The sequence below is a fragment of the Kitasatospora sp. NPDC050463 genome, from assembly GCF_040655255.1.
In the GTDB taxonomy this organism is placed as follows: domain Bacteria; phylum Actinomycetota; class Actinomycetes; order Streptomycetales; family Streptomycetaceae; genus Kitasatospora.
In genome coordinates, this window is record NZ_JBFAJO010000051.1 from 19736 (window position 1) to 46088 (window position 26353).

Below are 26353 nucleotides of genomic sequence, written 5' to 3' on the forward strand. Positions count from 1 at the left end.
TTCCGGTCTTTCGCCGTGGACCTGGCCGCCCAGCCGGGCGACTTGGACGCAGTCGCCTGAACTGCCGCTGACCCCGGGGAAGTTCAGTGTCGGCCGAGCACCTCGGCGAGGCGGCTCACGCCGTCCTCGCCGTGGCCGAGCGCGATGGTCCGGCGGACCAGTCCCTCGGCCGCACGCATCACGCCGGAGTCGATGCCGTGCGACTCGGCGGCGTGTACGACGTGAGCCATCGTGGAGACTCCGGAGGTGAGCGGGTTGATCGCGCCCGAGTAGCTGGCGCTGTCGAAGTCTGCGGCGAACTCGGCGAACAGCGGGGGGAGGATCGCGCCGATGCCCTGGGCGAACGGCGCCAGCTCCCGCCCGCTGATCCCCTCCGCCTTGGCCAGCGCCAGTGCGTGCACGTACCCGGCCATCGCCGTCCAGAAGATGTCCAGCAGGGCGATGTCGAACCCGGCCGCCCGGCCGATCTCCTCGCCGAGGTGGGTGTGGGTGCCACCGAGGGCCGCCAACACCGGCTGGTGCCGCCGGTACAGGTCGACCGGGCCGCTGTGGATGAACACCGCCTCCGGCGTACCGATGCTCGGGGCCGGGGTCATGATGGCGCCGTCCAGGTACTCGACGCCGTGCTCCGCCGCCCAGGCGGCCGTGTTCCTGGCACGTTCCGGCGAGTCGGCCGTCAGGTTGACGACCGTGCGGTCCTTGAGCGCGGCGGCGACCTCCTCGCGGCGCAGCACGGCGTCGGAGGCGTCGTAGTTCACCACGCAGACGATGACCAACTCGGCTGCCGCCACCGCCTCTTCGGCGGTCGCGGCGCTCACCGCTCCCTTGGCGACCAGCTCGGAGTCCCGGCCGGGGGTCCGGTTCCAGACCGTGGTGCGCACCCCGGCCCCGACGAAGGTGGCGGCCAGGGCACGGCCCATCGGCCCGAGGCCGAGCACGGTGACGGCGGACTGCACGTGGTTGGTGGACATACTTCAGCTCCTGTAGACATGGTGGTGGACATCGAGAACGAGGGGGCGAAGATGACGCGCAGCCGGGCCGTGGACCCGAACGTGTGCGGTGTGACGGCCGCGATCTCCGTGATCGACGGCAAGTGGAAGACGTCGCTGCTCTGGCTGTTGGAGGCCGGCCCGCACCGGCCCGCCGAACTCCGCCGACGGCTGCCGGATCTGAGCGAGAAGGTCCTCACCCAGGCGCTGCGAGAGATGGAGTCCGACGGCCTGGTGCACCGTGAGGTGCACGACGTCCTCCCACTGAAGACCGTCTACTCCCTGACCGACTTCGGGCTCCGCCTCTCCGAGGCGCTGGGCCCCGTCTCCGACTGGGGCCACGAACGCCTCGACCGGATGGCGGCCGAACCGGCGGAGCCGCCAGCACTCTGACCTTTCGTCATCTCCCTCCGCCCCCTCCGGGATCAAGACTGCCCGCCGCTCACCGCCCTGCCCAGTACACACAAAGAAGTGGGTACGACCCGGGGCCCGAGCCCGCGGCGGCGTCCCGGACGCTCGCGGCCGTCAACGGGACGACAAGGGCGGCGCCGCGGACGTGGCTCAGCCACAAGCGCCCAACTGGCGGCGGTCCCGAGGAGATCTCCTCGGGACCGCCGTGATCCGCGTGGCTCGCGGGCGTGCGTCGTGTCCTATGCCGTCCGCCTCCGCAGCGTCTTCGAGGTGACCGCGATCCCCGCCGCGACTGCTGCCAGCAGGGTGCCGACGATGGAGCTCACGACGGCGCCGGTGTCGAGATGCAGGCCCACGTCGGAGGAGGTGGCCTGGGCGAGGCCGGCGGCCATGCCCGCCAGCGGGGGCAGCGTCACCGCGACACCGAGAACGGCACCGACGGCGACGACCAGGGCGGTCTCGCCGACCGAGAAGAGGAGCAGTTGGCAGACGGTGCGGCGGACCTCATCACCGCGAAGTCGCGGCGCCGACCGTGGGCGGCCATGGCGATGCTGTTGGCGACGGCGATGACGCTGTAGCCGACGGCGATCACAATGAGCAGGTCGGCGAGGCTGTCGGTGAGCCTGGCATCGGTGTTGTAGTCGGCCAGGGCGTACTCGGTGACGTCGTGCACGGCGGTGCGGGGACCGCGTCGGTGGCCCTGTCGTCACCGGGAACGAAGATGTCGTTGGTGAGCGCGGCCGGGTCGTGGGCGCGGACCAGGTCGCGGGAGACGACAAAGTCACCGCGGTCCGGGTCGTCGGCCAGGACCGCCCCGACGTGCAGGGTGACGCTGAGGCCGTCGGCGAACCGAACCAGGACGTCCTGACCCGCCCTCAGACCCAGTTCCCCGGCAACACGCTCGCCGAGCACGGCCTCGCCCGGACTGTTCCAGTAGATCGCCTGGTGGCTACAGTTGCCGCTTGCGGGGTCGGTGCGGTGACGCACGATGCGCACGGCCTGGACCGCGTGGGGGAAGTCCAGGTCGAGTTCGGTGACGGTGAGGGCTCTGGTCGCTCGGGTCTCCCTGCGGCCGTCGCCGATCTCGCGGTCGCAGCGGCCCGCGGTGACGTCCTTCCACGGTAGTGACCGCAGGCGGCGGTGGAGTCCGGGCTGGTTGGCCTTGACCCCCAGCAGGTAGTGGGCCTTCTTCTCCTCCACCAGGAAACGTGCGTGGCCACGCTGGGTGTGCAGGGCGTCCGCGGTGACGGCGCGAGCGTGAGGATCCTCGTGCCCATACTCCATGGCTGTTCATCACTGTCCGTTCCCATGGCGTCCCGGGCGGAGGGTCGCGGCCTACGACCTCCGCCACCCGAGGGGTGAGGAGGATGACCGAGAGTGAGAAGCGGGACGGCGCCCGCCGTGCTGACGGTGAGCGTCCCCCGCGCCGGGTCCGCGTCCCCGGCTTCGTCACGGACGAGGACATCGGCCTCGGGGACGCCGTCAAGCGCGTGACGAGCACGATGGGGATCAGGAGGCCCTGCGGCGGCTGCGAACGGCGAGCGGCCGCGCTCAACCGCCGGCTGGTGCTGTCGAGGGGACACGGTCACCCATCGTGACCACCGGCCGCGAACACTCGGCGTGACGACCCGGCGTGACGCGTCCCGCCCGCACGGCACGCAAGGCGCACACGGCACGCAAGGCTTGAGGAGTCATCCATGGACCACCCGACCGACCAGGAGTTCCAGGCCCGGCCGCAGCCCCCGGAGGACGACCGGCCGCCGACCGAGCCCGAGCGCTTGGGACCGGCCCTCGAACCGGCCGCCTCCGCGGCCACCCCCGCTGCCGCCACCTCGGCCTCCGGCGGCACCGGCGCCACGGCGGACTGCGGCTGCGACACCGCCGCGTTCGCCGAGCAGGGCGGCGCAACCGAGCGCGCCAACCACTACGTGTACGTGCTCGGCCAGGTCGACTTCCGGTTCCCGAGCCTGGCGGTCGAGAAGGAGGTCGCCCAGGCGGTGGCCCGGTCCGAGAGCGCGGACCTGACGGACCGTCAGGCCGTCCACGCGGTGATCACGCAGCCCGAGAATCGTTACCTCGCACGGCAGTTGTGCTACGCGCTGTGCGTGCAGGGGATGGAGACCTACATCCTCCGGCCACGGGACCCCGTGGAGTTCGACCGGCTGGTCGAGGCCGTCCGCCCGGAGCCCAAGGGCACCGACCTGGACGTGGTCATCGGACACCGCGGTCCGCTCGCGCCACCCTCGCTCTGTAACGGGCTGACGATCCCGCTCGTGAGCTTCGAGCAGATCTACTCCTTCACGAGCGACGAACTCATTGCCGCGATCGGCAAGCCCCAGGGGATGAGCGACGAGCGGTTCGAGGCCTCCTCCCACGAACTGCTACACCGCGTCATGCAGTTGGCCGACAACGCGGGCGACACCGACGAGCACCGTGCCATCAACTACCTCGCCGTCCGCTACCCGCGGATCTACGAGAAGACCGTGGAGGCCTTCGCCGCCGAATCCTCCCTGAGCGGGGTGAGCTTCCACGAGTCCCGGCTGAGCGGCGCCCGCCGGATCACGGACGTCGTGTTCTGCTACACGGACCGCCGGACGGACGTGAGCGAGAAGTTCTTCGTCCGGGTGGACGTGACCGAGCCCTTCCCCTTCCTGGTCAACAAGCTCTGTGCCTACTACGACCGTTGACCCGCGCCAGTCCGGCGCGGAACGAAGGAGGTGTGAGAGATGAGCGTCCCGGGCTTCACCGCCGACTCGGCGGTCTACCGGACGAACGGGCACTACCGGACGACATCCGGCGGCGGCTCCGCCGGATACCGGCAGATCATCACCCTGCAGGACGGGTTCTGCAGACTGGTCGAGTGCCCGGTGATCTGCAATTCCGCCTGCCGTGGCGGCCCGGAGAGCGCCAGGTGCGAGCAATGCATGAAGCGCTGCAAGATGGACTGCGACTCCGACGTCGACGATCCGTTCGCCAACCGCCGTGCCTGAACGTCTGGTGACGCCCCCCAGCCGACGACCTACGACACGGAGGACGATGCGATGACGGCACCGCTGGACCAGGTCGGGCTCTCGCCCCTGATGGCGCGAGGCGCCGGCCGGCCCGAGGTCGCCGTCGGGGTGGTCGACGGCCCCGTCGCCCTCGACCACCCGGGGCTGGCCGGCGGGCGCCTGCGCCTGCTGCCCGGCGGCGTCGGGGCCGGCGGCGGGGACCACCGGGTCGGCTGCGGCCGTTCCGCCGACCCCGTCTCCTGCCGTCACGGCACCTTCGTCGCCGGTCTGCTCGGCGCCCACCGGATGTCGGACCCGCCCGGCATCTGCCCGGGCTGCACGTTCCTGCTGCGCCCCGTCTTCGGGGTCGGCCGATCCTCCGACGGGGGCAGCGTGCGGCTCACGGCGGCCGCGTGGCCGGAGGACCTCGCCGACGCCATCGTGGAGACCGTGGACGCGGGCGCCCGGGTGCTGAACCTGAGCGTCGCACCGGAACGCCCCTCCAGCGCCGGGCACCGCGAGCTGGAGTGGGCGCTCGACCACGCGGCCAACCGCGGCGTGATCACGGTCGTCGCCGCCGGGAACCAGGGCGCGGTCGCCTCGTCCGTCCTCACCCGCCACCCGTGGACCGTCCCCGTGGGCGCGTACGACCGGCGGGGGCGGCCGATGGACCTGTCCAACCTGGGCGGATCGATCGGCGGTCGCGGCATCGGCGCGCCCGGCGAGGCGGTCGTCGGCCTCGGTACCGACGGCCGCCCGCTGGCGCTCACCGGCACCAGCGCGGCCGCCCCGTTCGTGGCCGGCACAGTCGCCCTGCTGCGGTCCGCGTTCCCGGCCGCCTCGCCCGCCGACGTGCGATCGGCCCTGCTGCGCGCCGGTTCCGGGCGGCGCCGGACGGTGGTCCCCCCGCTGCTGGACGCCTGGGCCGCGTACGGCACCCCGCACCGGGCCAGGGTTGGCTGACCGGGTTCCAGCGGGTTCCAGGGCTCGCCGATCACCTGGCCGGAGCCGAGGGTCGATGCCCACGGGACGAGTGCGCAGCATGGCTGCGGTCACGAAGAGGTGGGCGGCGGTGACGAGGGTGACGTGGCGGTGCCGGCCCAGGGCAACCGGCAGGTACCCGGCGCGGAGTGCGCCCCAGGTAGGCCCGGCGCCACCAGAGCACCGTTCGGTCGGCTGGCTCCTCGCCGAGGGCCGGATCGTTGGCCCGGACCTTCACGCGAAACACCTCGCGGGTAGGCGGTGAACTTCGCCGCCACCCGGGCAGGGCCCATGGTGGAACGGTCGACCTCCACCATCAGCACCGGCACCCCGGTCTCCGGCGCCTGGAGCACCGCGTCCGGCCGAACCCTGCGCTTGCCGTGGACCTGTGTCGTGCCGCCCGGGCAGATCACGAGTGCCAGCGACCCATGCCGCATACCTATCCGAACCATGGCAAGCTGGGCGTAAGTGATAGTGCTCTACAGAGGAAAATCACCCATGACACATGGAGCCCACCCCCATGCTCCTACCATCCGCGCGAACATCGACCGGGCCCGCGGCTGCGAAGAATGCCGCAGCTGGGGCACCGTGATCACCCCCGAGGGCCGCCACGAGCTGTGCCCCAGGTGTCAGCACCCTGATTAACGCCTGCCCAGCGGTTCGCTCCGTGGGTGCGTCCTCCGGGCAGGTAGCGGCGTCGGGTCGGGCAGCCGCCGAGTCCCTCGCCAACCCCGGCCACAGCGGCGCGAACGGCACGGCCGGTCGGCACGGCGACAGAGGCGGGAGCGGCAGGGCCAACACCCAGGGCCTCAACGCCCCCGGTGGCACCGGCAGCACAGCCGGTTCCGCCGGAACAGGCGGCGCCGCCCCCACCCAGGATCTGCCCACCGCCGTCAGCGCCGCCCTGCCCGAGGGCGTCGCGGTCGGCGAACGAGGCGGAACCGGCGGCCAAGGCAACGACGGCACCGGGGGCAAGAACGACGGAAGCCCCGGTACCCCCGCAACCGCCGGCTCCCGAGGCGGCGACGGCTACGTCATCGTGACCTGGTGACACAGCGGCCGCAGCCTCACCCAGCAGCGCGCCGCCCAGCTCGGCACCGGAGCGCTCGTCTTCGATGCCGGGGGCTGACATCAGCATGGGGAAGCGGTGCTAGGCTTCGGCCCATCTCCAGTTCGGCGGCCGGGACGTCGTGGCGGGCACGGACACACGGGCGACGATCCGCCGACGACCTCGACCGGAAGCACGGCGCCGCCGGCCTCCTGGTGGGCCTCGGTGGGGCGCTCCGCGATGGCCCGTGAGTGTGCGGCTCGGGCCCGGCAGGCACCTGTCGGCGGGCTACCAGAGGACGTTCCGAGCCGATTTGCCCGATTCGACTGTTGGCCCGGGTCAGGAGGGCTGGTGGGCCGGAGTGGCCGGGTGGGGCCGCATCAGTAGTAGGTCCTCGCCCCAGGCGTCCAGCACCGCCGCGTGGTCGGCGGCCCGGGCAGCGGCCTCGACCCGGGCGAAGAGCCGCTGCTGCAGTGCCACGTCGCCGGTCGCGGTGATCCGGGCGACGGTGTCCAGCAACGCGGCGCTCTCCCAGCCGGGCAGCGGGAACCGGTCCAGCTCCCAGGCCAGGTACTTGTTGTAGGGGCGCGGTCGGCGGTTCAGGGCGAAGAGCAGGTCGAGTAGGAATCCGACACTGGCGGCCGCGTCGAGGTGGCCCGCGAGCGGGTTGCCATCGCGGTGGTTCTTGACCGAGCGGTAGAGCGAGTTGGCGTAGGCGTCCAGCAGGGCGGCGCCGGACTGGAAGGCCTCCTCTGCGCCGAGCCGTCCCATGGCGGCGACGATCCGGGTGACCTCCCCGTCGCGGCGGTCGACCAGCACCCGGGAGCGGGCGATGGCGTACCGCTCCCAGTCGGCGGGTCGGCGGAACCGTTCGAGGGTGGTGACGACCAGGTCTAGCTGCGCGGAGCGGTAGCCGTCGAGCGCGGCCAGCTCGCTCGCCGCGTCGTCGGCGAGGATGACGTAGAGGTCGTGGTCGGAGTGACGGGTGGTCATGCCTTCGTGGGCCTGGGAGCCCTTGAGGACGAGCCCGACGACGGCCGGATCGGCTGTCGCATCGGCGACGAACGCCGCGAAGTCCATCGTCACGCCAGGTCCTTGCGCATCAGCGTGCACATCGTCTCGTACCGCTGGAGCGAGCCGTCTTCGGCCTCCACGTCCCAGGAGTCGAGCTCGCGGCTGAAGGCCCGGTAGCCCAGGCGTTCATAGAGGGCGCGGGCGCGCGGGTTGCTCTCCTCGACGCCGAGTTCGGCGCGGGTCAGGCCGCGGGCGCCGATCCGCTGCTCGGCGGAGCGGATCAGCAGTGTGCCGATCCCGCAGGACTGCAGGGCCGGGTGGACGCTGAGTTGCCACAGCGTGCCGGCGCCGGGCTTGACCGTGTAGTCGATGCCGCCGACCGCCACCGGGAGCCCGACCGGCGTGCACACCGCCAGGTAGTCGATCTCGCCCGCCTCGGCGCGGCGGATCTGGTGGACGAGCTCGCGCACGTGCTTGGGGGAGCCGGCCCAGCCGCAGGACGGCAGGTCCGCGTCGGTGAGGCCGCGCACCGACAGGTGCAGCCTGATATCGGTCATCGCCGCATCCCTTCGGCTCCAACAGCGGCCGTCTCTCATTTCAGCAGGCCGGTCCCCGCGCCGTCCAAGGAGTTTCGGACCGGCCCCGGCGTCAGCTCGGAAGGGCTGGCGCTCGCGACTGGGGGGACGGGCGTCGGCGAGGTTCGGCGCGTGAGCTTTTGAGGGCTCCTGCGCTTGCGCTAGAGCGCCGAGATGGAAACAGGTGCACGTTCGCTGCGGCTCAGCGCCCGCAGCACATTGGTCGCGCCATGCCGCCGCAAGGCGATCCGGGACAGCAAGTCCACGACGGTTTCGACGGCAGGGGCCGGGAACTCAGGGGTCGGCAGCCCAACGCTGTGCGCAAGGTCGTCGGAGTGGACAACGAGTTCCAGGAGCCGGCTGGTGATGAAGTCGTCGAGGCTGATCGACCACGGTCCCCAGGTGGGGCGGCGAACCAGGCGATCCGGGCCGGCGGGCAGGATGCCGCGCAGTTCCTGGACGCATGCGGCGACTCGCGCGGCCAGCGCGGCCGGGCCCTCGGCTGCCTCTTCCTCTCCGCCGGACCGGATGGCCTGATTGAACGGGGTGTCGAGATCCGAGCCGATCCAGCTGACTCGCGCGTAGTACTCGTGGATCGAGATGGCGGGCTCGGTAGGTACTGGCTCTGCGAGCACCGTGCGAATGAAGAAGACCTGCCCGGCCAGGTGACCCGCCAGACCCTGGACGCTGAGCTTCGCCAGCGCAGAGCTCTGGTGCCAGCCGTCCGCCACTTCCGGAGCGGCCAACAGCTTCGCCGCCGTGTCCGCCACACTCAGGTAGAGCTCCCTCACCTGCGTCACCTTGCCGTTCCCCTGTCACCGTTGGAGGTTGTCTGCCTGGTCAACCTCGCGGCAAGGGCGACGCATTCCCGGACGTGACCCGACTGGACGGCGGGACGCAAGGCGCTGCTCGGCCGGGCTTTCGGTTGGGCTGAGCGGGCTGCTCGCGGACTTGCTGGGGGTTGCGGCCGTGGCAGGGTGCACAGCCCCTGCTCGGTCTCGGCCAGGATTCCCGCTCGGCGAGCCGCTTGCGCTTCAGGCGGACGTTGTTGATGTTGCCGACTGCGATCTCCACGTCCATCGCCTCGCACACCGTCCGCGCCCGCAGCGGGGCGTCGGCCGGACCCGGAACGCTACGCCGGCGTCCTGGCGCCCGCCGCGGGGAAGGCCGAAGTGCCATTGCCACGCGAGCGGTGTGGCAGAGGTGTCGGTTCGTGCGGGCAGCTCCGGCCGTGGGGTCGGAGCTGCCCGAGGGGTCGCGGGGCGCGGGCGCGGCTTACTGGGTGTAGAAGGTGGCGTCGGCCCGGTCGGTCGGCCCACACCGTCACCCGTGCGGGCTGGTGGATCGACCAGCGCTCCTCCGAACCCGGCGACCTGGAAGAGCTGCTGGAGGCCGCCGTGGACTCGGACCGGCCGACCGAAAACCCCTTCGTGTGAGCGCCCGGTGCTCTGCTCACCTGGTCGGGCCAACAGTCAGATCGTTCACGTCGCCAACAGCAGTGCTTGCCATCGCCGCCCGTCGAGGTGCTTCTGCACGTGACCTCCACGGCGAACACGGCGCGAATCCGGTCCGGACTGATCAGGCCTCGAATGCGATCGGCACGCGGGTGATCCGCGCGCCGATCACGTGCCGAGTCCCGGCGGGATCGACGGCAAGCGGCTCACGCGGCCGTGCCGTTACGTCGCCACCGCGTAGAGAGATACTCCGCCAAGGCTGTTGCCGCCGACGACGTACACCCGTCCGTCGGCCACGGTCGGCGCCGAGGGTTCTGTGCCGCCGAGCGTGGCCGTCCACAGCTGCCCTCCGGCTATGGCATCCACCGCGTGCAGGGTGGCGGTGCTGCCGCGTTGTCCGCTGGAGAAGTAGATGGTTCTGTCGGCCACGGCCAAGGACGACTCGACCGCGCGGGTCGTCTCTCGTCGCCATCGCAGCTCGCCGGACTCGACGTCCAGTGCGAGCAGGATGCTGCCGAAGCCACTGTAGGCCGACACGGGGAAGTACAGGAGCCCGTCGGCCAGGGCGATCGACCGACTCGTGCCGTCGCTGCCGGTGGGTGACTTCCGCTGGGGCCGGCCGGTCGAGGCCTCCACGAAGTACAGGCCATCGCGAGAAAGAGCGTAGACACCGCTGGGGGAAGCGGCCGACGACGGGACGGCGGCGGTCACATTCTGGAGGCTCCACCGCTGCTTGCCGGACTTCACGTCGACCGCGTAGAGGGTGTCGAGGTCGGTGCGAACGTATACCGTGCCGTCGAGAATCATCGGAGCGGTGCCCACGGAGCCGTCGAGCGGGAATCGCCAGGATTCTTCACCCGACTGCATGTCAAGTGCGAACAGGTGCGGGGCGTTGAGGTCGCTGCTCACGCTCCTGGCGCTGGCAACGAAGACGTGTCCGTCGGCGACGGCGGGTTGTGCCATCGACGCCCGGTCCAGGGCGTGTCTCCACCGTTGCTCGCCGGTGGCGGTGTCCACCGCGTAGACGGCTCCTCCCGAAGCACCCTCGTCACTGCTGACGAACGCCACCTTGTCGACCACGACCGGCGGCGAGAGGTACTTTCCGACGGGGGGCGTCTTCCACAGCTGACGGCGGGTGGCGGTGTCCACCGCGTACAGGATTGCGCCCTCGCCCCGGTCGGGGTCGGTGCCGGTGCCGTACAAGGTGCCGGCGGCGACGGTCGGCGCCGAGAAGGTTGAGGCCGGGAGGGGGAGGCTCCACAGCAACCGGCCGGGACGCCCGGAGGATCCCGGGGCGGCGGGCGGATGCGTGAGCCGCCAGCCTAGGTAGCTGCCGCCTGCCGCGATCCCGGTGCCACCAAGGCCCACCAGCAGCCGGCGACGCGACACCCCGGCCGGGCGCGTGACGGATCCGTCCTGGTCGCGGGTGGAGGTCGGGGCTCCCTGGGGCAGCGTAAGGACCAGCGGCTCGGACGGCTGGTGCCCGCCGCCGATCGGGGGGTGCGGGGCGGGTGGTGGGGTCGACGGCGGCTGCGCGACCGTGTGCTCCATCACGAGATCCGCGACCGTATCGGGCATCCACCCGATCTCGGTCGCCGGCACGGTCGCGGTGGGCGCGCCGACCCCGGAGAGCTCCGCCAACAGCTCGGCCACCGTCGGTCGCCGGCCCGGCTCCTTGGCCAGGCACCGCGCGACCACGGCCCGCAGCCGCGGGGGGAGCCCCTGGAGGTCGGGTTCCTGATACACGATGCGGAAGCTCAGGGCGTGAGCCGAACCGACGCCGAACGGGCCCGATCCGGTGGCCGTGAACGCCAGCACCGCCCCTAGCGAGAAGACGTCGCCGGCTGCCGTGATCCGCCCTCCGGTCAACTGTTCCGGGGACATGAACCCGGGCGTCCCCACCACTGTGCCGGTCCGGGTGAGCGCACTGGCCTCGGTTGCCGCCGAGATCCCGAAATCGATCACCCGAGGGCCGTCCGGGGCGAGCAGTACGTTCGACGGCTTCAGGTCCCGGTGGACGACGCCGACGCCGTGGATCGCCTCCAAGGCTTCGGCCAGGGCCGCTCCCAGTGCCAGTACCGAGTCCTCGGGCCACGGCCCGCGCCGGGCCACCGCGGCACCGAGGTCCACTCCGGGAACGTACGCCGTGGCCAACCAGGCCGGCCGCCCCTCCGGATCGGCATCGACGACCCCGGCGGTGAAGACACCGTTCACGCGACGGGCGGCAGCCACCTCACGGGCGAAGCGGCGCCGGAACTCACGGTCCTCGGCCAGCTCTGGACGCACCACCTTCAACGCCACCAACCGGCCCCCGGGCGTTCGCCCCAGATAGACCCGCCCCATCCCGCCCGCACCCAGCCGCGCCACGATCCGGTACCGCCCCACCCGCTCGGGGTCCCCGGTCTCCAACGCCTCGAACGTGCTCATCCCCGTCACCTCTTCGGCATCCCCGCCCACGGTCACGCCCCGTGCGCACCACATCCTTCCCGAGGTCCCGGCCCGGGTGGGCCGCTTCACCGAAAGTGAAAGGTGACATGGCATTCACGGAGGGCGTGACTCCCGTCGCGGCGGCCCAACGGTTGACAGAGCCGCAGCCACGGCACTTCTACGCTGGCACCGGCGCGGCCTTCTCCAGTTCCAGCCGCCCTGTGCCTACCACTCGTCTCCGGCCGGGCCAAACCGCCAGAGCTCCGGATCCTCTCTGTCAGCCCGTCGGGAGCCGACGCCCGTAGAGAGGGACCGCCGTGATCGCCCACCTGCAGCGCGCCGCCACCACCACCGCGCTGAGTAGTGGGCCCGGTGGAACGACGTTGTTCGTGTTGAGGGCACCGCGGTCGGATCAGTTAGGCTGACGGGCAGCTCTCGGGGAGGGAACACCAGATCGATGACCACGCCTTTGCTGCCGTTCAGTACTGAACGGCTCCTGTTGCGTCTGTTCACGCCGGACGACCTCGATGACTTGTACGCGTATCAGAGCCTCTCCGAAGTCGCTCGCTACCTCTACCGGCCGCCGCTCACTCGTGAACAGTGCGTGCAGAGCCTGACGCGGCGTGCGGCCGGCACGGCGTGGGCCAAGGATGGTGACGACCTGGTGGTCGCCGTCTGCCCGGTCGGTGAGGCCAAGGTCGTCGGCGAGGTTGTCCTGAAGCTCGCGAGCGCGCGGGCGCGCCAGGTAGAGATCGGCTGGATCTTCAACCCTGTGTACGGCGGTCGGGGTTACGCCACCGAGGCAGCGCGTGCGATCGCCGCGCTGGCCTTTGCCGAGCTGGGCGCTCACCGGCTCTTCGCCCGCCTCGACGTGCTCAACACCGGGTCGGTGCGGGTCTGTGAGCGCCTCGCCATGCGCCGGGAGGCGCACCTTGTCGAGAACGATCTCGACGACGAGCGCTGGGGTAGCGAGTACGTCTACGCGATGCTCGCCCGAGAGTGGAAGGTTGATCGGACCTGACAAGAGGGCTCGGCCAGACAAGCCGATGAACTGAGCGCTTGGCCGTTCGGTTGGCCATGACCACGCAGCTGGTTCTGGTGGACGCCCGCATGGGGAGCGGAGTCCCGATAAGACGACGTCGTCCTCCAAGACGAGTCGTTCACCACGGGAGCTCCGCTGTCCGGTCAGTGTGTCATCAGTCGTGAGATCGCGGTGGCCGAAGGTGTCTTCGCCCCTGGTCATCTGGGCGAGTTGACCCAGATCGTGCCCTTCGAGATGGTCGACGACGTCCTCGCCGAGTGCGGGGCGGTTCAGCTGCGGCGGCGGAAGCTGCCCGCGCGGGTGGTGGTCTACCTGCTGCTGGGGGCCGCGTTGTTCGAGGAGTGTGCGGCTCATTCGGCCCGGCGGATCGGTGCGGCTCAGCGTTGAGCTGACGCCCCGTCCACGAGGCGCAAGGACGCGTCACGCTATGAGTGTGGCCCGGGAACGGCGGAAGCCTGCCGATCGCCGCGTGCGGCGATACGGCGGCCGAAGCGGTCCACGGGCGGGATGTTCTCTCCACCGGCGGGGAAGCCGCGCCCGGCGTCGAGCCTGTTGGCCGGCGCCGGGCGCAGGGATCGGAGTCCTTCGCCGACCCGGTCAGAGCTGGAGCCAAGCCATGTGGACCACGTCGGCGGACAGTGGGCTCTGGGCAGGCACGATGAAGGCTTCGCTGGTGACTCCGGGCGTCAGGCGGACCGATCGGTAGTCGGCCCCACTGGTCCGGCGGATCGCCGGACCGGTCAGTTGAGGGCGGCCCAGTTCTGGCTGTTGGCGTTGCTGGCGGCCTTGCCGGTGACGGCGGCGCCGGGCGCGATGGAAATGCTGTCGAGGGTGTATCCGCTTGCGGGGTTGGTGATCGTGTAGGCACCGCTGCCGTTCTGGGTGACCTTCCAGTACTGCCCGGCGTTGGAGGAGTTGGCGGCCCGCAGGGTCGCCTGGGCACCGGCGTTGTCGGGTGCGGTCAGCACGTAGGCGTCCGGGCAGCCGTCGATGAGCTTCACGGTGCCGTCCGGGGTGGACCGCAGCGTCCACTTCTGCTTGGCGCGAGCGGGGTCGTAGGCGGCGAGGACGGCCTGGGAGCTGGCGGTGGTGCCGCACTGGTCGGCGCGTTCCATGGCGAGGCCGCCGCCGTTGGTGAGGGCGTGGGTGCGGCCGTCGCCCACGATCGTGGGGCCGTAGTTGATGGTGTGGGCGACCAGGGTGCTGAGCGCGTTTCCGGTGGTGGAGAGTGCGGGGTTGGCGGTGGGTCGCCCGGTCTTGAAGTAGTCGGCGAAGGTGCCGGGCCGGCGAGCGGTCATCACGTCGATGGTCCTGTCCCAGCCGCCGTCGAGGTTGTTCCACAGGTCGAGCAGCGCGCCGTCCACATTGCCCTGGACCTGGTCCCCCGTGTGCCAACCGGTGGTGTACGTGAAGGTCTGGCTGCCGCCGTCGGCCCACACGTAGCGGTAGTCCTGCAGGAGGTACGCGGCCACGGAGTCGGCGAAGGCCTCGGTCCAGGAGCAACTGGCGGAGCTCACCTGGTTGACGCTGTGCGCATCGCAACCGTCCACCGCGGGGAACTGCCCGTTGTACAACCGGTGCTGGAAGAAGTGACCGGCCTCGTGGAGCACGGTGTGCTCGGAGTCCGGGTCGGTGGCTGCCAGGTGGACCGTGTTGGTGGCCAGCTCGTACCACGGGCCGTCGGCCGAATTGGCGGTCCACCGGATGTTGAGTTCGGTGCAGGTGTTGTTGTTCGCCTCGTTGGTGGACCAGCAGTCGCTGATCGGGTTGTGGCGCGCCCACCACAGGTGGTTGACGATGTCGAAGGCGTGCCAGCCCCGGGAGTTCGACACCTTGAGGGTGCCCAGGTCGGCACTGGCGGCAAGGTTCGCCTTGACCGGCGAGTCGAACGTGTATACGGCGCCGTTGTCGCCGCTGACCTTCCACAGCTTCGTGCTCTCGGCATTGAACCGTACCCACATGCTGGTCATCACCGCCGTGGTGGTGGGGGTGTAGCAGAGGTTGAAGCCGCCGTCGGCCACGGCCGTGTACTGGAAGTCGGCGGTGAGCTGGCGCGGGGCGTCGGTGGACTTCTCCCGTCCCCACAGCTGGACGTTCGCGTTGCGGACCGGCTTGGTCAGGGTGGGCTTGTCGCGGCCTGCTTCGGCCGACTGGTAGTCGTACTGGAGGTTGCCGCTGAGGCAGATGGGGGAGACAGCCGCTGCGCTGGACGCCGTCAGAGGGACGACGGCGCCGGCTACGAGCAGAGCGGTGCTCATGGCTGTGAGGCCGCGAGGCAGCCGAATGCCGAGGGTCACGGGGGATTCCTCTCAAAAGGGGTGTTTCACGGTTCTGTCGGTGCGGGGCATTCGTGCGATCCGGTCTGGCCCGTCACGGACACAAAGAAACTCCGGGCGAGCCTGCGACCTACCAAGTCGCCCTGGGACTCCGGAGTTTCGACGGGTCGTCAGTCTTCCAGCGCCCGTCGCGGCCACATGCCGGTGCCAGACGGGTACCGCGCGCCTCATCGACGGATCGGTTGCGGGAACTGCCCGGGCCGGGCGCGATGGCACAACCTGCGTCACCCTTTCGTGGCGCGCAGCGGGTTGCCGCCGGCCGGAGCGCGATGTTCCGGCCACCAGCCGTACCGTTCAAGTCGGTTGTGAAGAACGTATGTTCATAAGACCTCCCCACTGAAGCTCCGCTGCCAGACTTGCTGACGCCCCGTCAGGGGTGCGCGGCACATCCATCGCCGCTCCGGGGCGGGGGACGGTCCGGAGCAGGCGCCCATGCTCGTGGGAGGGGAACAGTGGCACTTCAGGAATCCCTGCTCAAGGTCTACGGAGACCGGTCGTACCGGCACGTGACCATGGCCCGGCACCAGGGCACGACCGTTGCGTTCGCGATGGACGCGCCCCGCCGGATCGTCTACTCGGTGCTGGACCTGTCCGGTCAGCAGACCAAGGGCGACGTCGATGCCGCGTACTGGAGCGACAACCCGGCGGAGCTGGTGTTCCCCCGGGAGCTGGCGGAGGTGGGGTTCGCCGCCGTCGGTGCGACGGCGATGCCGACGGTCACGCGCGGCGGGGCCGAAGCGGCCGCCTTCGCCAGGCCGACGGCGAGCGAGATCGACCCCTTCCTGTCCACGACCGCGCGGCTGACGGCGGACGCCCCGTTCCACGTGCTCTCGGACGGCACGTACGTGGTGGTGCTGCGGCAGTCGGTCGGCGGGACGGACCCGGGCGCGGTGTACAAGCTGACCGGCGGCGGCTGCTCGGGGGACGCGTCCCGGACCGACTTAGTGCTGAGCGGGGCGAAGAAGGTGCCGCTGGTGCGCCACACCCTGCTGGTGGACCGGTACCTGCTGGTGGACGGCAAGCTCAAGCCGGTGCTGGAGGTGCGCTACAAGCGCAGCCGGCACGCCACCCTCCCCGAATCGGCCAAGGACAGCCTGGGCACCGAGGACATGGAGGGCCGCCCGTTCTACGAGCCCACCCAGGAGCTGTCCTTCGTCCGGAACCTGACCAAGGGCAGGTTCGCCGCCGTCCTGGTGCCCACCGCCGTCAGTGGCGCGCAGCGCTGGCAGCTGTTCGCCCACAACGACGTTACCGGCCGGGTGGACAGCTTCAACATCGAGCAGGGTGTCAACGGCCTGTTCAACACCCAGGGCACCCGCTTCTACACCAGCCCGGACCCGAGCTACCGGGACGCGGTGTTCGAGCGCAACCCGGGTACCTGCCCGTTCACCAAGCGCGAGCTGGTGCCGGTGGTGAGCACCGAGGGGTACGCGGAGACGGCGCTGCGGCTGACCGGCACCGCCCCCTACGTCGACCTGGGCGACGCGGCGGCGCTGCGGTTCGGCGGCAGTGCCTACTCGATCGAGGCCTGGGTCAAGCCGAGCTCCCACGACGGCCCGGTGCTGAGCCGCGCCGGTGAGTACCAGCTGGCCGTTGACACCACCGGTGCGGTGACGCTCACCCACGACGGCGCGCCGTCCGTGCTCAGCTCCACCGGCATCGTCCCCACCGACACCTACACCCACATCGCCGCCACCTTCGACGGCACCACCGCGCAGCTGTACGTCAACGGCAAGCCGGCCGGCAGCGGCGCCCTGCCGTTCACCCCGACCACCGGTGCGAACACCCTGATCGGCAAGAGCGGCGCGGGCGACCACTTCGACGGCGACCTGGACGAGCTGCGGATCTGGAACCGGGTGCGCTCCGCCGCCGAGCTCACCGAGGACATGAACCACCGCCTGATCGGCAACGAGCCCGGCCTGGTGGCGTACTACCGGTTCGACGAGGGCAGTGGCACCACCGCCTACGACCAGACCGACAACGCCGTGAACGGCACGCTCTCGGCCGACGCGCAGTGGGCCGGCTCGGACGCGCCGGTCGGTGACCACCCCGGGGTGCGGCGCGACAGCTTCACCCTCAAGGGCCGCACCGTCGCCTCCGGCATGACGGCCGCGCTCTACCACCAGCAGGAGAACGTCACCGCCGGGTACCGCCCCGACCCCAAGCCCGCCAAGCGGCAGGCCCGGGTGATGCTGGCGTTCGCCGCCACCTACGGCCAGGAACCGGCCGTGGTGACACTGGACTTCGCCGTCGCCCGCGACGGCCGCCTGGCCCAGGTGCCGGACGTGCTGGACCCGCAGGTGCTCAAGCGGCCGGTGAAGGGGCACGACTCGGAGCAGATCAGCGCCCTGCAGCAGGTGATCAAGCGGCTGGAGCCGGAGGTCGCCGACCTGCAGCAGAAGATCGCCCAGCTGGCCGGTGACGCCGGCAAGGTGGCCGCGCTCCAGGCGCAGTACGACCAGATGAAGCCGGGGTTCGACGACCTGGAGCGGCGTTACCTCGCCGAGAAGGACCTGCCGACCGCCTACAACTACACCCTGGGGCTCAAGAACCAGCGGGTGAACTCGGCCGGGTACCGGTGGCAGTGGCTGTTCGCCTCGCGCAACAACCCGACCGGGGGCGTGGCGGCCTTCGCCGAGACCAAGCCGGGGTCGACCTGGCGGCTGGAGGCCGTCGGCGAGAGCCAGGACGGCAAGCCCTGCTACTGGGTGGTCGCTGACAGCGTCACCATGGATCTGCTCGTCGACGGCGGCTCTACGGCGGAGAACGCCGTGGCGAAGATCGGCACCCGCACACCGGGCAACCATGCCACGCAGTGGCAGCTGATCACCGAGGGGCAGCTGAGCCCCACCGAGACGTACGTCCGCCTCGTCAACCGCAAGAGCCGGCTCGCGCTCGGCTCGCCCTCCACGTACGACTTCGCCCTCCCGGTCCAGTCGAGCGAATGCCTCCGGGCGGACTCGGGTGTGTTCGTCATGACGAACCTGGGCCTGCGGTCCGGGCTGGACGTGCAGTACCGGCCAGCCAAGAAGGCGATGGACGACCTGCGCACGGCGCTCCAGGGCGCGCTGACGGCCCAGCAGCGCATCGCCGAGCTGCAGCTCGCGCTCGCCGCCCGGCAGGCGGACCTGCAGACCGCCCGGGCCCAGCTGGCCGCGCTGTCGACCGCCCTGCAGGGTGACGACGACCTGACGCTGGCCATGCCGCTGCTCGCGGTGGACTGCGCCGGGCTGAGCCTCGCCGGCGGCCTGCTCGAATTCGCCAGGGGCACCGACCGGCCGGCGCTGCTCGACAGCGGCACCGGCAACGTCGTGCTGTACTTCCGCGGGGTCAACGAGCAGTTCTTCGCCGTCTACTACGACACCTCCGTCATCCGGGGCACCCAGACCCTGGCCGGGGACGGCGGCACGCTCAGCTTCCTCGCCCGTGACCCGGCCGTCACCCTGGCGGGCGCCACCGTCCAGGTCAGCAACGGTGACGCGCCCGACCGCTGCGACCTGGCGATCACGGTCGGTGCCGACACCGAGACCTGGAAGTCGTTGCCGCGCAAGGCCGACCAACTGGCAGCCGCGCTGGCCGGAAACCCCGGCCGTCCGGTGACGGTGGGCACGGTCGCGCAGGTCACGGGCACCACCGTGGCGTTCACCGCCGCCACCACCGTCGCCGTCCCGGCCAAGGCCCACCTGCTCATCGGCAGCACCAACTACGCCGCCGACACCGAGGCCTCGAGCGGCGCCAAGACGCTCACCCTCACAGCGGCGGGCACCGCGATCAAGCCCGGCGACAAGGTCAGCCTGGTCAGCTACGACTGGTCCCGCGCGACGGCGAGCCGGGTCGGGGTCCTGCTGTCGGGAGGATCCCGGCTGGTCTCCCTCGCCACGGGCGGCGTCGAGTCCGTGCGCAACGGCACGGCCAAGCCGGCCATCAGCGGCCGGGGCTGCTGCTGGCGGGCCGAGATGCCCGGCCGCGCCTTCCAGTTCGACGGCAAGGAGCAGTACCTGACGCTGCCGGCCGCCAAGCAGCAGGCGGTCACCCCGAGCGGTGACCTGAGCCTGGAGGCCTGGGTCAACCCCGAGGCCGGACAAGGCCGGCTCATCCACGGCAAGACGGACCAGGCGGCCTACTCCCTGGCGCTCGCCGCCGCCGGGCTCCCGGTGTGGCAGTTCCTCGGCGGCGACCGGGTCGAGCTGACCAACTCGCTCGACCTGGCGAACCGCGACTTCACCCTCGAACTGTGGGCCAAGCGCGACCAGGTCAGCACCGGCAGGGCGCCGCTGCTGACCCACGGCAACCAGGCCGGCGGCGTGGACCAGACCCTGTGCCTGTACTTCGAGCCCGACAACACCTTCGGCTTCGCACTGTACGGCGACGACCTGACCACCGCTCAGGCCTACCCGGACCTGGAGTGGCACCACTGGGCTGTGGCGTACAAGAACGCCACCCGCGAGCAGATCGTCTACCGCGACGGCGTCGAGGTCGCCCGCCGGACCGCCACGGGGAACTACACCGGCCGCGGCCCGCTGGTGCTGGGCCACCAGCAGTTCACCGGCGCCTACCTCTACGGCCAGATCGACGAGGTCCGCGTCTTCGGGCGGGTCCGCACCCCGCAGGAGATCGCCGCCCAGCGCTACCAGCGGCTGTCCGGCCTGGAGCCCGGACTGCTGGGCCACTGGACCTACGGCGGCTCGAACGGCACGGCCTCACCGATCAAGGGCTACCAGGTGGTCGCCCGGGTCGGCAACCGGGTGATGAAGTCGGCGGAGCGCTTCCCGTGCAACGAGTGGGCGCACCTCGCCGCGACCTTCAACCAGTCCTGGGCGCTGCGCCTGGATGGTGGCGAGGGTCTGTCGGTGGCCCCGCAGAGCTCGCTGGACATCCTGGAGGACCTCACCATCGAGGCCTTCGTCCAGGTCGACGGGCTGAGCAAGCCCATGGGGCTGCTCGCCAAGGGCACGGTCGTCGACGGAGGCCGGGACGGCGTCCCGTACCAGCTGAGCATCCTGGCCGGCGGCCGGGTGGAGCTCGCCTTCGCCGAAGCCGGCGGAAAGGCCGTCCGGTACACCTCCTCCGACCCGATCCGGCCCGGCATCCTCCAGCGGGTGACGGTGGTCCGGCAGCGGATCAAGCCCGCAACCGCCGCCGCGCCGACCGAGACCAGTCGGCCCCCGCAGGCCATCAGCTTCTACATCGATGGCGTGCCGTCCGGCGTCCGGCAGATGTACTTCGGCCCCGGAGCGCAGGCCAACAGCAGCCCGGTGGAGATCGGCCGCGGGCTCCAGGGCGTCCTGTGCGAGGTGCGGCTGTGGAACTCCGCGCGGGAGCCCGTCCAGCTCGGGCTGCCGGTCACCACGCGCGACAAGGGGCTCCTCGCCTGCTGGCCGTTCAACGAGAACGCCGGGAACGTCACGACCGACCTCGGCGGCTCCTTCCCGGCCAAGCTGCGGGGGGCCAGCTGGACCCCCGACGTCGACCCCCAGGCCAGCCCCCTGCGGCTGTACCGCAACGGCGAGCCGCTCACCGAGGGTCAGGTGACCGCGCAGAACAGCCCGGCCTGGGGCGACACCCAGCTCACCCTGGGAGCCGGCCTGACCGGCGGCAAGCCGACGGACCTGCTGACCGGCACCCTGGAGGAGGTGCGGGTCTGGCGCACCGTCCGCACCCGGGAGCAGCTCCTGGACAACCTGTTCACCCGCCTGCGCGGCGACAAGCAGGACCTGCTCGGCTACTGGCCCTTCGACCGCGACTCCACCGACGCCACGGCCGCCTCCGTGCGCGACGAGGGCCTGCGCGGCAACAGCCTGGACTTCTCCCCCCAGCGGCCGCGCATCCTGCTCTCCACCGCGCCCATCTCCACCGACACCGCCCAGGTGCGCTCGGCCCTGGCCGACGTCCGCACGCCCTTCCACAACACCATCGGCGGCGCCCCCGGCGCCACCGAGTACGCCGACCTCCAATTCGACGCCGGTGGCCAGGCGATCGGGGTGCTCAAGCGCGGCTACGGCTTCGTCCGCGACGGCCGCTGGCACCTGATCACCGGCTACAAGGTCGGCGACCTGGTCACCGAGTGGGTCGGCCAGGCCCAGTTCGACCCCCAGCTGATGGGCTACATCGAGGGCGCCCCGCCGGTGCCCTCGGAGAACCTCACCGACAAGGCCGCCGGCTACGCCGGCGCCTCCTCGGTCGAGTTCAACGAGGCCGACCAGGTGGTGCAGAGCCTGTCCACCAGCAAGACCCAGAGCCGCAACACCGCCTTCGGCCTCACGCTCAGCGCCGAACTCGAAGGCGAGACCCAAGTGATCACCGCGCCGTTCGGCCTCGGCATCTCGATCCCGGCCATCAAGCTCAAGGCAAAGCTCGCCGCGACGGGCAACCTGGAGTACTCCAACACCTGGAACCAGGAGACCAAGGTCACCCAGGGCAAGAACACCGCCCGCAAGAGCAAGCTGGCCCTGGCCGGGTACACCGAGGACGCCGCCAAGGTGCTCAACTCCGCCATCGGCCGCCGCTACGTACCCGCGAACACCGGCATGGCCCTCGTGCAGTCGCAGACCGCCGACGTCTTCGCGCTGCGCCTGGCGCACACCGGCGCCCTGGTCGCCTACCGGAGGCTGCCCAACCCGGACATCTCGGCGGACTGGAACATCATCCACTTCCCGATCAACCCCCGGTACACCAAGCAGGGCACCCTGGACGGTGCGGTCGGCTTCAACGACCAGGGCAAGGTGCTCGACCCCGACTACCCCACCGCCACCGGCTACGGCGAGTACAGCTACTTCAAGCCGCGCGACGCCTACGCCCTCAAGCGCCGAGTCACCCGGGACCAGCAGCGGCTGCAGGCCTTCTACGAGTCCATCTCGACCGACGCCGACGCCCGCAACCTGGCCGACGACCCTGCCCAGGCCCAGGCGCAGTCCGTGCTGCGCGGGCTGGGCGTGTCCGTCGGGCAGCAGCCCGCCCGCACCGGCACCGCGCGCAGCGCCGCCGCCGGCGGGTTCTCGCACCGGGACCTGGTCAACACCTACGTGTGGACCGCCCACGGCGGCTTCTTCGCCGAGACCGTCACGGCGACCGACGCCGTCAGCGAGACCACCTCCGGCGCCTACAGCTTCAACCAGAAGATCAGCGGCTCCCTGGCGCTGAGCTTCGGCGTCGGCCCCCTCACCGTGACATCCCAGCTGGACGCCTCCAGGGGCGGCGGCTTCAGCATCACCCGGGCCAAGAGCAAGGAGTCCTCCCGCACGTTCGGCCTCGACGTCCAGTGCGCGCCGTCGGGGGACCTGCAGCGCCGCGACAAGGACGGCAAGCCGGTCTACGACGCGGCGGGCAAGCCGGTCCTGGTGCCGGGCAAGGTGGACGCCTACCGCTTCCTCACCTTCTACCTCGGCGAGAACAGCGCCAACTTCGACGACTTCTACCACAAGGTGGTCGACCCCCAGTGGCTCGCGGGCAGCGACACCCCCGACGCCGCCGCCCTGCGACAGAGCCGCCAGAACTCCGCCAAGCCCCCGTGCTGGCGCGTCCTGCACCGCGTCACCTACGTCAGCCGCGTCCTCGCCCCCGTCCCGCCGCCCACCGCGCCGCCGCTGGAGAAGGCGATGCGCACCGAGAACATCGCCAGCAACTACGAACTGATCAAGCGCCTCGAACCGTACGTCCGCCCCGCCGCCACCAGCACCGGCAGCCTCGCCGTCGCCACCCGCGACGCGCTCACGGCCCACCTGCCCGAACTCCTGCCCCACGCCACCGAGATCACCTCCTACCTCGCCGGCTACTTCGGCATGGAGAGCTGAACCCGTGCCCGGCCCCCCGACACACCGGAGGGCCGGGCACCGCATCCACGGCAAGGCGGTCGACGCCGCCGGCAAGGCGGCACCGCTCGTGACCGGCAGCGGCACAACCTGAGCGCCCTCGGCGGCATGCTGAACCAGGGCTCCAAGGCCGACGCCCCGTCCAGCACCGGATCCGCAGCGAAGGCCTGACCACCGCACCACACCGCGGGGCCCGGAAGACCGCCCGGGCCCGCGCAGTCACAACAGCAACACCCGTCCGATGAAAAGCCAGAACCTCTGCGCTCGGCGATCTCGGTCGGCAGTACGTCCTGGAGCTGCGTCCGCCATCTTCATGACCAGCAGATGGCGGACGCAGCTCCCGCCGCCCGGCGCGGCCGGATCGGGCGGGTGTCCCGTCACGCGACCAGGACGTCGCCCGTCTCCCGCCGTTCGTGCGGCACCACGTCGACATGCTCGGCCGGTACTCGTTCCTGCTGCCCGGGACGCCCGGGATACCCGGAGGATTGAGGCCCTTGCGTAACCCGGATGCCACGAACGACACGAAGACACGCGACGCCTTGCTTCCCCTTCGGGGACAAGAACCACGAAGCGGGTGTCCACCCACCAGGCGCAATGACCCGACGCGCATGTTCGAGCCCGGAGGGCTACGGTCCGATTAGTCGTTGTTGGGAGAATCATCATGAGTTACACGCTGTTGCGTGGCCTGTTCGTCATCCGCTATCCCGACCTGCCGCGCCGGGGCCCCGAGCCGGACGGTGACACGGTCAAGTTCCGGCCGGACTCGCCCGCCCTGGTCGAGGGACTCCCCCGACCGTCGGGCACACCGCCGGACATCAACGCCAGAGGGATCTCGGTGCGACTGGAGGCAATCGACGCGCTGGAGACCCACTTCGCCGAGACCCACCAGGAGCTGGCCGGCGCGAACGCCGCCCGCGACAGGTTGCTCGACCTGCTGGGCTTCACCGGCGTCACCTTCTTCGACGACCAACCGAACAAGGTCAAGTCCGCCGACCAGGACACCATCCGCGGTCATGTGCTCTCCAACGGGATCGACGCCAACGGGCGACTGATCGGGTTCGTCTTTCCCGGCGACCCCACCGAGCCGGACGGCACTGCCGTCCGGCTGGAGGAGGCCCGCACGGACCGGTCGGCCAACGCGACACTGCTCACGGAGGGGCTGGCCTACCCGGCGTTCTACGCGACCCTGCCCGCCTCGCTGCGCACCCACCTGGCAGGGATCTCGCAGGCGGCCCGGAAAGCACAGGTGGGGCTGTGGCCCCGCTCGACGGCCGACCCGAACGGCAAAGCCAGTGTCGCGGACCTCGACGCGCTGCAGCAGCTGGTGATGTGGCCCAAGCTGTTCCGGCGGCTCGTGTCCTACCTGGCGACGGGCGCCACCGACTTCGACGGGTTCGATGCCTGGCTGCGGGACGACAAGGTGCACCGCGACGACCCGCTCTTCCTCCTGGACCGGGGCGAGTTCGGCAACCTGCACGACGTGATCGACGCCGCGGGCCAGGACATTCAGCTCACGCTCTGGCCTGAGGACTTCATCATCAGTCCCGACCCCGCGCCCCCGGGAGCGTCCACCAAATCTCGCTAGAGCTCGTCTGACAATGCGCGTCGCATCGGCGCGCGGCATCGGCCGCCCGGCTGGACGTGCCACCGGATCGCCCTCGTACTGGACGTACTTGGACGATCCGGTGGCACGTCCAGGCGGGATGCGGGGCGACGCACTCGCCCGGCAAGGGAGAACAGGTGTGCGCGGGCACGCCTGGTGGCAGGTAGGCCCGAGTGCCCGCTGACGCGCGTGCGGGGTACCCCCATCGGAGCGACTGCCAGGTGTGGGCTCCGGGTCGGGACGGATGGGCGCTCGCATAGTCGGAGTGCTGCCACCTCCGCCGATCATGAGATGAGCTGATGATGCGCCGCCTGCCTCACCGGGAGACCTTCGCCGCAACCCTGACGCTGCTCCTGACCGTCGCCGGGTGCGGCACCCCGGCCGTGCCGCGGACCGCACCGTCGCCCTCGTCGCAGGTGAATGCGGCCTCCCCGAGCGGGCCGCGGGCGTTCACGTTGGTCGCCACGGGGGACGTCCTGCCGCACACCGAGATCATCCAGCAGGCCCTGGAGGACGCCGGGGGAAGTGGGTACGACTTCGGCAAGATGCTCGACGGCGTCAAACCCGTCGTCAGCGCGGCGGATCTGGCCATCTGCCACATGGAGACCGTGTACGGCGCCGATGGCGGTCCCTTCACCGGCTACCCGTCGTTCAAGTCGCCCCCGCAGGTCGCACGGGCCCTCAAGGACGTCGGCTACACGGCCTGCGACACCGCTTCCAACCACACACTGGACGACGGCCCCGACGGCATCCGTCGAACGCTCGACGCCATGGACGCCGTGGGGCTGAAGCACACGGGGTCCGCACGCAGCCAGGACGAGGCGGCCAAGCCCGCGCTGCTCACGGCCGGTGGGGCAACCGTGGCCCAGCTCGCCTACACGTACGGCACCAACGGCATCGCGCTGCCGAAGGGGCAGCCGTGGGCGGTCAACCTCATCGACCGGGACCGGATCCTCACGGACGCGCGGGCCGCCAGGGCCGCCGGTGCGGACATCGTCGTGGTCAGCGTCCACTGGGGCACCGAGTGGCAGGACGAGCCGAACCCTCAGCAGCTGACGCTCGCCCGTGAGCTGGCCACCGAGCAGAGCGAGGGCCACCCGGAGGTCGACCTGGTCCTCGGCACCCACGCCCACGTCCCACAGGCGTACGAGAAGATCAACGACACTTGGACGGTCTACGGCATGGGCGACCAACTCGCCGGACACATGTTCAACTACTCCGGAGCGGAGGACCCGCGCGGCAACTGGAGCTCGATCGCCCGGTTCACCTTCTCCCCGCCGGCCCTGCCGGGACAGCGCTGGACCGTCAGCAAGGCCGAGTTCATCCCGCAGCTGACCGACCTCGGCCCGCCGCACCGGGTCCTCGACCTGACCGAGGCGGTCCGCCGCAACCCCGACCGCTCCGACTACACGCGGGCCTTGGAGCACATCCGCTCGGTCGTGCTCAGCCGTGGCGGTGCCTCCGCAGGGCTGACCCTGGCACACTGACCAGCCGGCCGGCCATCACCCGCCCGGTGATCGCCGCCAGGACCACGGCCGTGGCGGCGGGAGCCGGTCGTCCGGAATCCCGTTCACCGGACCCGCACCGGGCTCGGGGGCGCGGACTGACCTGGCCTGACCGGACGTGGTCGAGGACGTCGACGACCCGGTCGGCGAGTTCGCGGACGATCGTGGTG

General features: G+C 71.0%; 20 protein-coding genes. 11 read left to right on the plus strand and 9 right to left on the minus strand.

What is annotated here, in order from left to right; genetic code table 11:
* Positions 1–83: 83 nt before the first annotated feature.
* Complete coding sequence (locus tag AB0J08_RS27720; RefSeq protein ID WP_360639953.1) at positions 84–971, minus strand: NAD(P)-binding domain-containing protein; 888 nt, start codon at positions 969–971, stop codon at positions 84–86.
* A gap of 51 nt (positions 972–1022) precedes the next feature.
* On the opposite strand from AB0J08_RS27720, the gene AB0J08_RS27725 reads away from it, so the two are divergent.
* Complete coding sequence (locus tag AB0J08_RS27725; RefSeq protein WP_360640067.1) at positions 1023–1382, plus strand: helix-turn-helix domain-containing protein; 360 nt, start codon at positions 1023–1025, stop codon at positions 1380–1382.
* A gap of 257 nt (positions 1383–1639) precedes the next feature.
* On the opposite strand, the gene AB0J08_RS27730 is transcribed toward AB0J08_RS27725, so the two are convergent.
* Both AB0J08_RS27730 and AB0J08_RS27735 read right to left on the minus strand, forming a co-directional pair.
* Positions 1640–1816: a hypothetical protein gene (locus AB0J08_RS27730; protein WP_360639956.1), complete on the minus strand. Its 177-nt coding sequence runs from the start codon at positions 1814–1816 to the stop codon at positions 1640–1642.
* Positions 1817–1988: 172 nt separating this feature from the next.
* Positions 1989–2684 (minus strand): hypothetical protein, encoded by a 696-nt coding sequence (locus tag AB0J08_RS27735; protein WP_360639959.1) that lies wholly within the window; start codon positions 2682–2684, stop codon positions 1989–1991.
* Between the two features lie 83 nt (positions 2685–2767).
* Here AB0J08_RS27735 and AB0J08_RS27740 point away from each other — a divergent pair, with 83 nt between their 5' ends.
* The 4 genes from AB0J08_RS27740 to AB0J08_RS27755 all read left to right on the plus strand — a co-directional run bounded on the left by AB0J08_RS27740 (position 2768) and on the right by AB0J08_RS27755 (position 5353).
* A complete protein-coding gene (locus AB0J08_RS27740; protein ID WP_360639962.1) occupies positions 2768–2998 on the plus strand; it encodes a hypothetical protein in 231 nt (76 codons plus the stop codon).
* A gap of 99 nt (positions 2999–3097) precedes the next feature.
* On the plus strand, positions 3098–4087 hold the full coding sequence (locus AB0J08_RS27745; protein WP_360639965.1) for a hypothetical protein: 990 nt from the start codon (positions 3098–3100) through the stop codon (positions 4085–4087).
* A 39-nt stretch (positions 4088–4126) separates the two neighbouring features.
* Positions 4127–4390: a hypothetical protein gene (locus AB0J08_RS27750; protein WP_360639968.1), complete on the plus strand. Its 264-nt coding sequence runs from the start codon at positions 4127–4129 to the stop codon at positions 4388–4390.
* A 51-nt stretch (positions 4391–4441) separates the two neighbouring features.
* Positions 4442–5353, plus strand: a complete 912-nt coding sequence (locus AB0J08_RS27755; protein ID WP_360639971.1) for a S8 family serine peptidase — start codon at positions 4442–4444, stop codon at positions 5351–5353.
* A gap of 89 nt (positions 5354–5442) precedes the next feature.
* On the opposite strand, the gene AB0J08_RS27760 is transcribed toward AB0J08_RS27755, so the two are convergent.
* Positions 5443–5823: a replication-relaxation family protein gene (locus tag AB0J08_RS27760; protein WP_360639974.1), complete on the minus strand. Its 381-nt coding sequence runs from the start codon at positions 5821–5823 to the stop codon at positions 5443–5445.
* A 215-nt stretch (positions 5824–6038) separates the two neighbouring features.
* Here AB0J08_RS27760 and AB0J08_RS27765 point away from each other — a divergent pair, with 215 nt between their 5' ends.
* Positions 6039–6422, plus strand: coding sequence for a hypothetical protein (locus AB0J08_RS27765; RefSeq protein WP_360639977.1), 384 nt, complete (start codon positions 6039–6041; stop codon positions 6420–6422).
* A 336-nt stretch (positions 6423–6758) separates the two neighbouring features.
* Here AB0J08_RS27765 and AB0J08_RS27770 read toward each other — a convergent pair whose 3' ends face one another.
* The 4 genes from AB0J08_RS27770 to AB0J08_RS27785 all read right to left on the minus strand — a co-directional run bounded on the left by AB0J08_RS27770 (position 6759) and on the right by AB0J08_RS27785 (position 11889).
* A complete protein-coding gene (locus AB0J08_RS27770; protein WP_360640070.1) occupies positions 6759–7499 on the minus strand; it encodes a hypothetical protein in 741 nt (246 codons plus the stop codon).
* Positions 7500–7501: 2 nt separating this feature from the next.
* A complete protein-coding gene (locus tag AB0J08_RS27775) occupies positions 7502–7990 on the minus strand; it encodes a GNAT family N-acetyltransferase (protein WP_360639980.1) in 489 nt (162 codons plus the stop codon).
* Between the two features lie 179 nt (positions 7991–8169).
* A complete protein-coding gene (locus AB0J08_RS27780) occupies positions 8170–8799 on the minus strand; it encodes a maleylpyruvate isomerase N-terminal domain-containing protein (RefSeq protein ID WP_360639983.1) in 630 nt (209 codons plus the stop codon).
* 885 nt (positions 8800–9684) lie between these two features.
* On the minus strand, positions 9685–11889 hold the full coding sequence (locus AB0J08_RS27785; protein ID WP_360639986.1) for a serine/threonine-protein kinase: 2205 nt from the start codon (positions 11887–11889) through the stop codon (positions 9685–9687).
* A gap of 457 nt (positions 11890–12346) precedes the next feature.
* On the opposite strand from AB0J08_RS27785, the gene AB0J08_RS27790 reads away from it, so the two are divergent.
* A complete protein-coding gene (locus tag AB0J08_RS27790) occupies positions 12347–12910 on the plus strand; it encodes a GNAT family protein (protein WP_360639989.1) in 564 nt (187 codons plus the stop codon).
* A gap of 192 nt (positions 12911–13102) precedes the next feature.
* Positions 13103–13318 (plus strand): transposase domain-containing protein, encoded by a 216-nt coding sequence (locus AB0J08_RS27795; RefSeq protein ID WP_360639992.1) that lies wholly within the window; start codon positions 13103–13105, stop codon positions 13316–13318.
* A gap of 353 nt (positions 13319–13671) precedes the next feature.
* Here the strand turns inward: AB0J08_RS27795 and AB0J08_RS27800 are convergent, their stop codons facing one another.
* Positions 13672–15189 (minus strand): RICIN domain-containing protein, encoded by a 1518-nt coding sequence (locus tag AB0J08_RS27800; protein ID WP_360639995.1) that lies wholly within the window; start codon positions 15187–15189, stop codon positions 13672–13674.
* Positions 15190–15719: 530 nt separating this feature from the next.
* On the opposite strand from AB0J08_RS27800, the gene AB0J08_RS27805 reads away from it, so the two are divergent.
* The 3 genes from AB0J08_RS27805 to AB0J08_RS27815 all read left to right on the plus strand — a co-directional run bounded on the left by AB0J08_RS27805 (position 15720) and on the right by AB0J08_RS27815 (position 26165).
* Positions 15720–23057, plus strand: coding sequence for a LamG domain-containing protein (locus tag AB0J08_RS27805; RefSeq protein WP_360639998.1), 7338 nt, complete (start codon positions 15720–15722; stop codon positions 23055–23057).
* Between the two features lie 679 nt (positions 23058–23736).
* Complete coding sequence (locus tag AB0J08_RS27810; protein ID WP_360640002.1) at positions 23737–24660, plus strand: thermonuclease family protein; 924 nt, start codon at positions 23737–23739, stop codon at positions 24658–24660.
* 320 nt (positions 24661–24980) lie between these two features.
* On the plus strand, positions 24981–26165 hold the full coding sequence (locus tag AB0J08_RS27815) for a CapA family protein (protein ID WP_360640005.1): 1185 nt from the start codon (positions 24981–24983) through the stop codon (positions 26163–26165).
* Positions 26166–26353 lie beyond the last annotated feature (188 nt).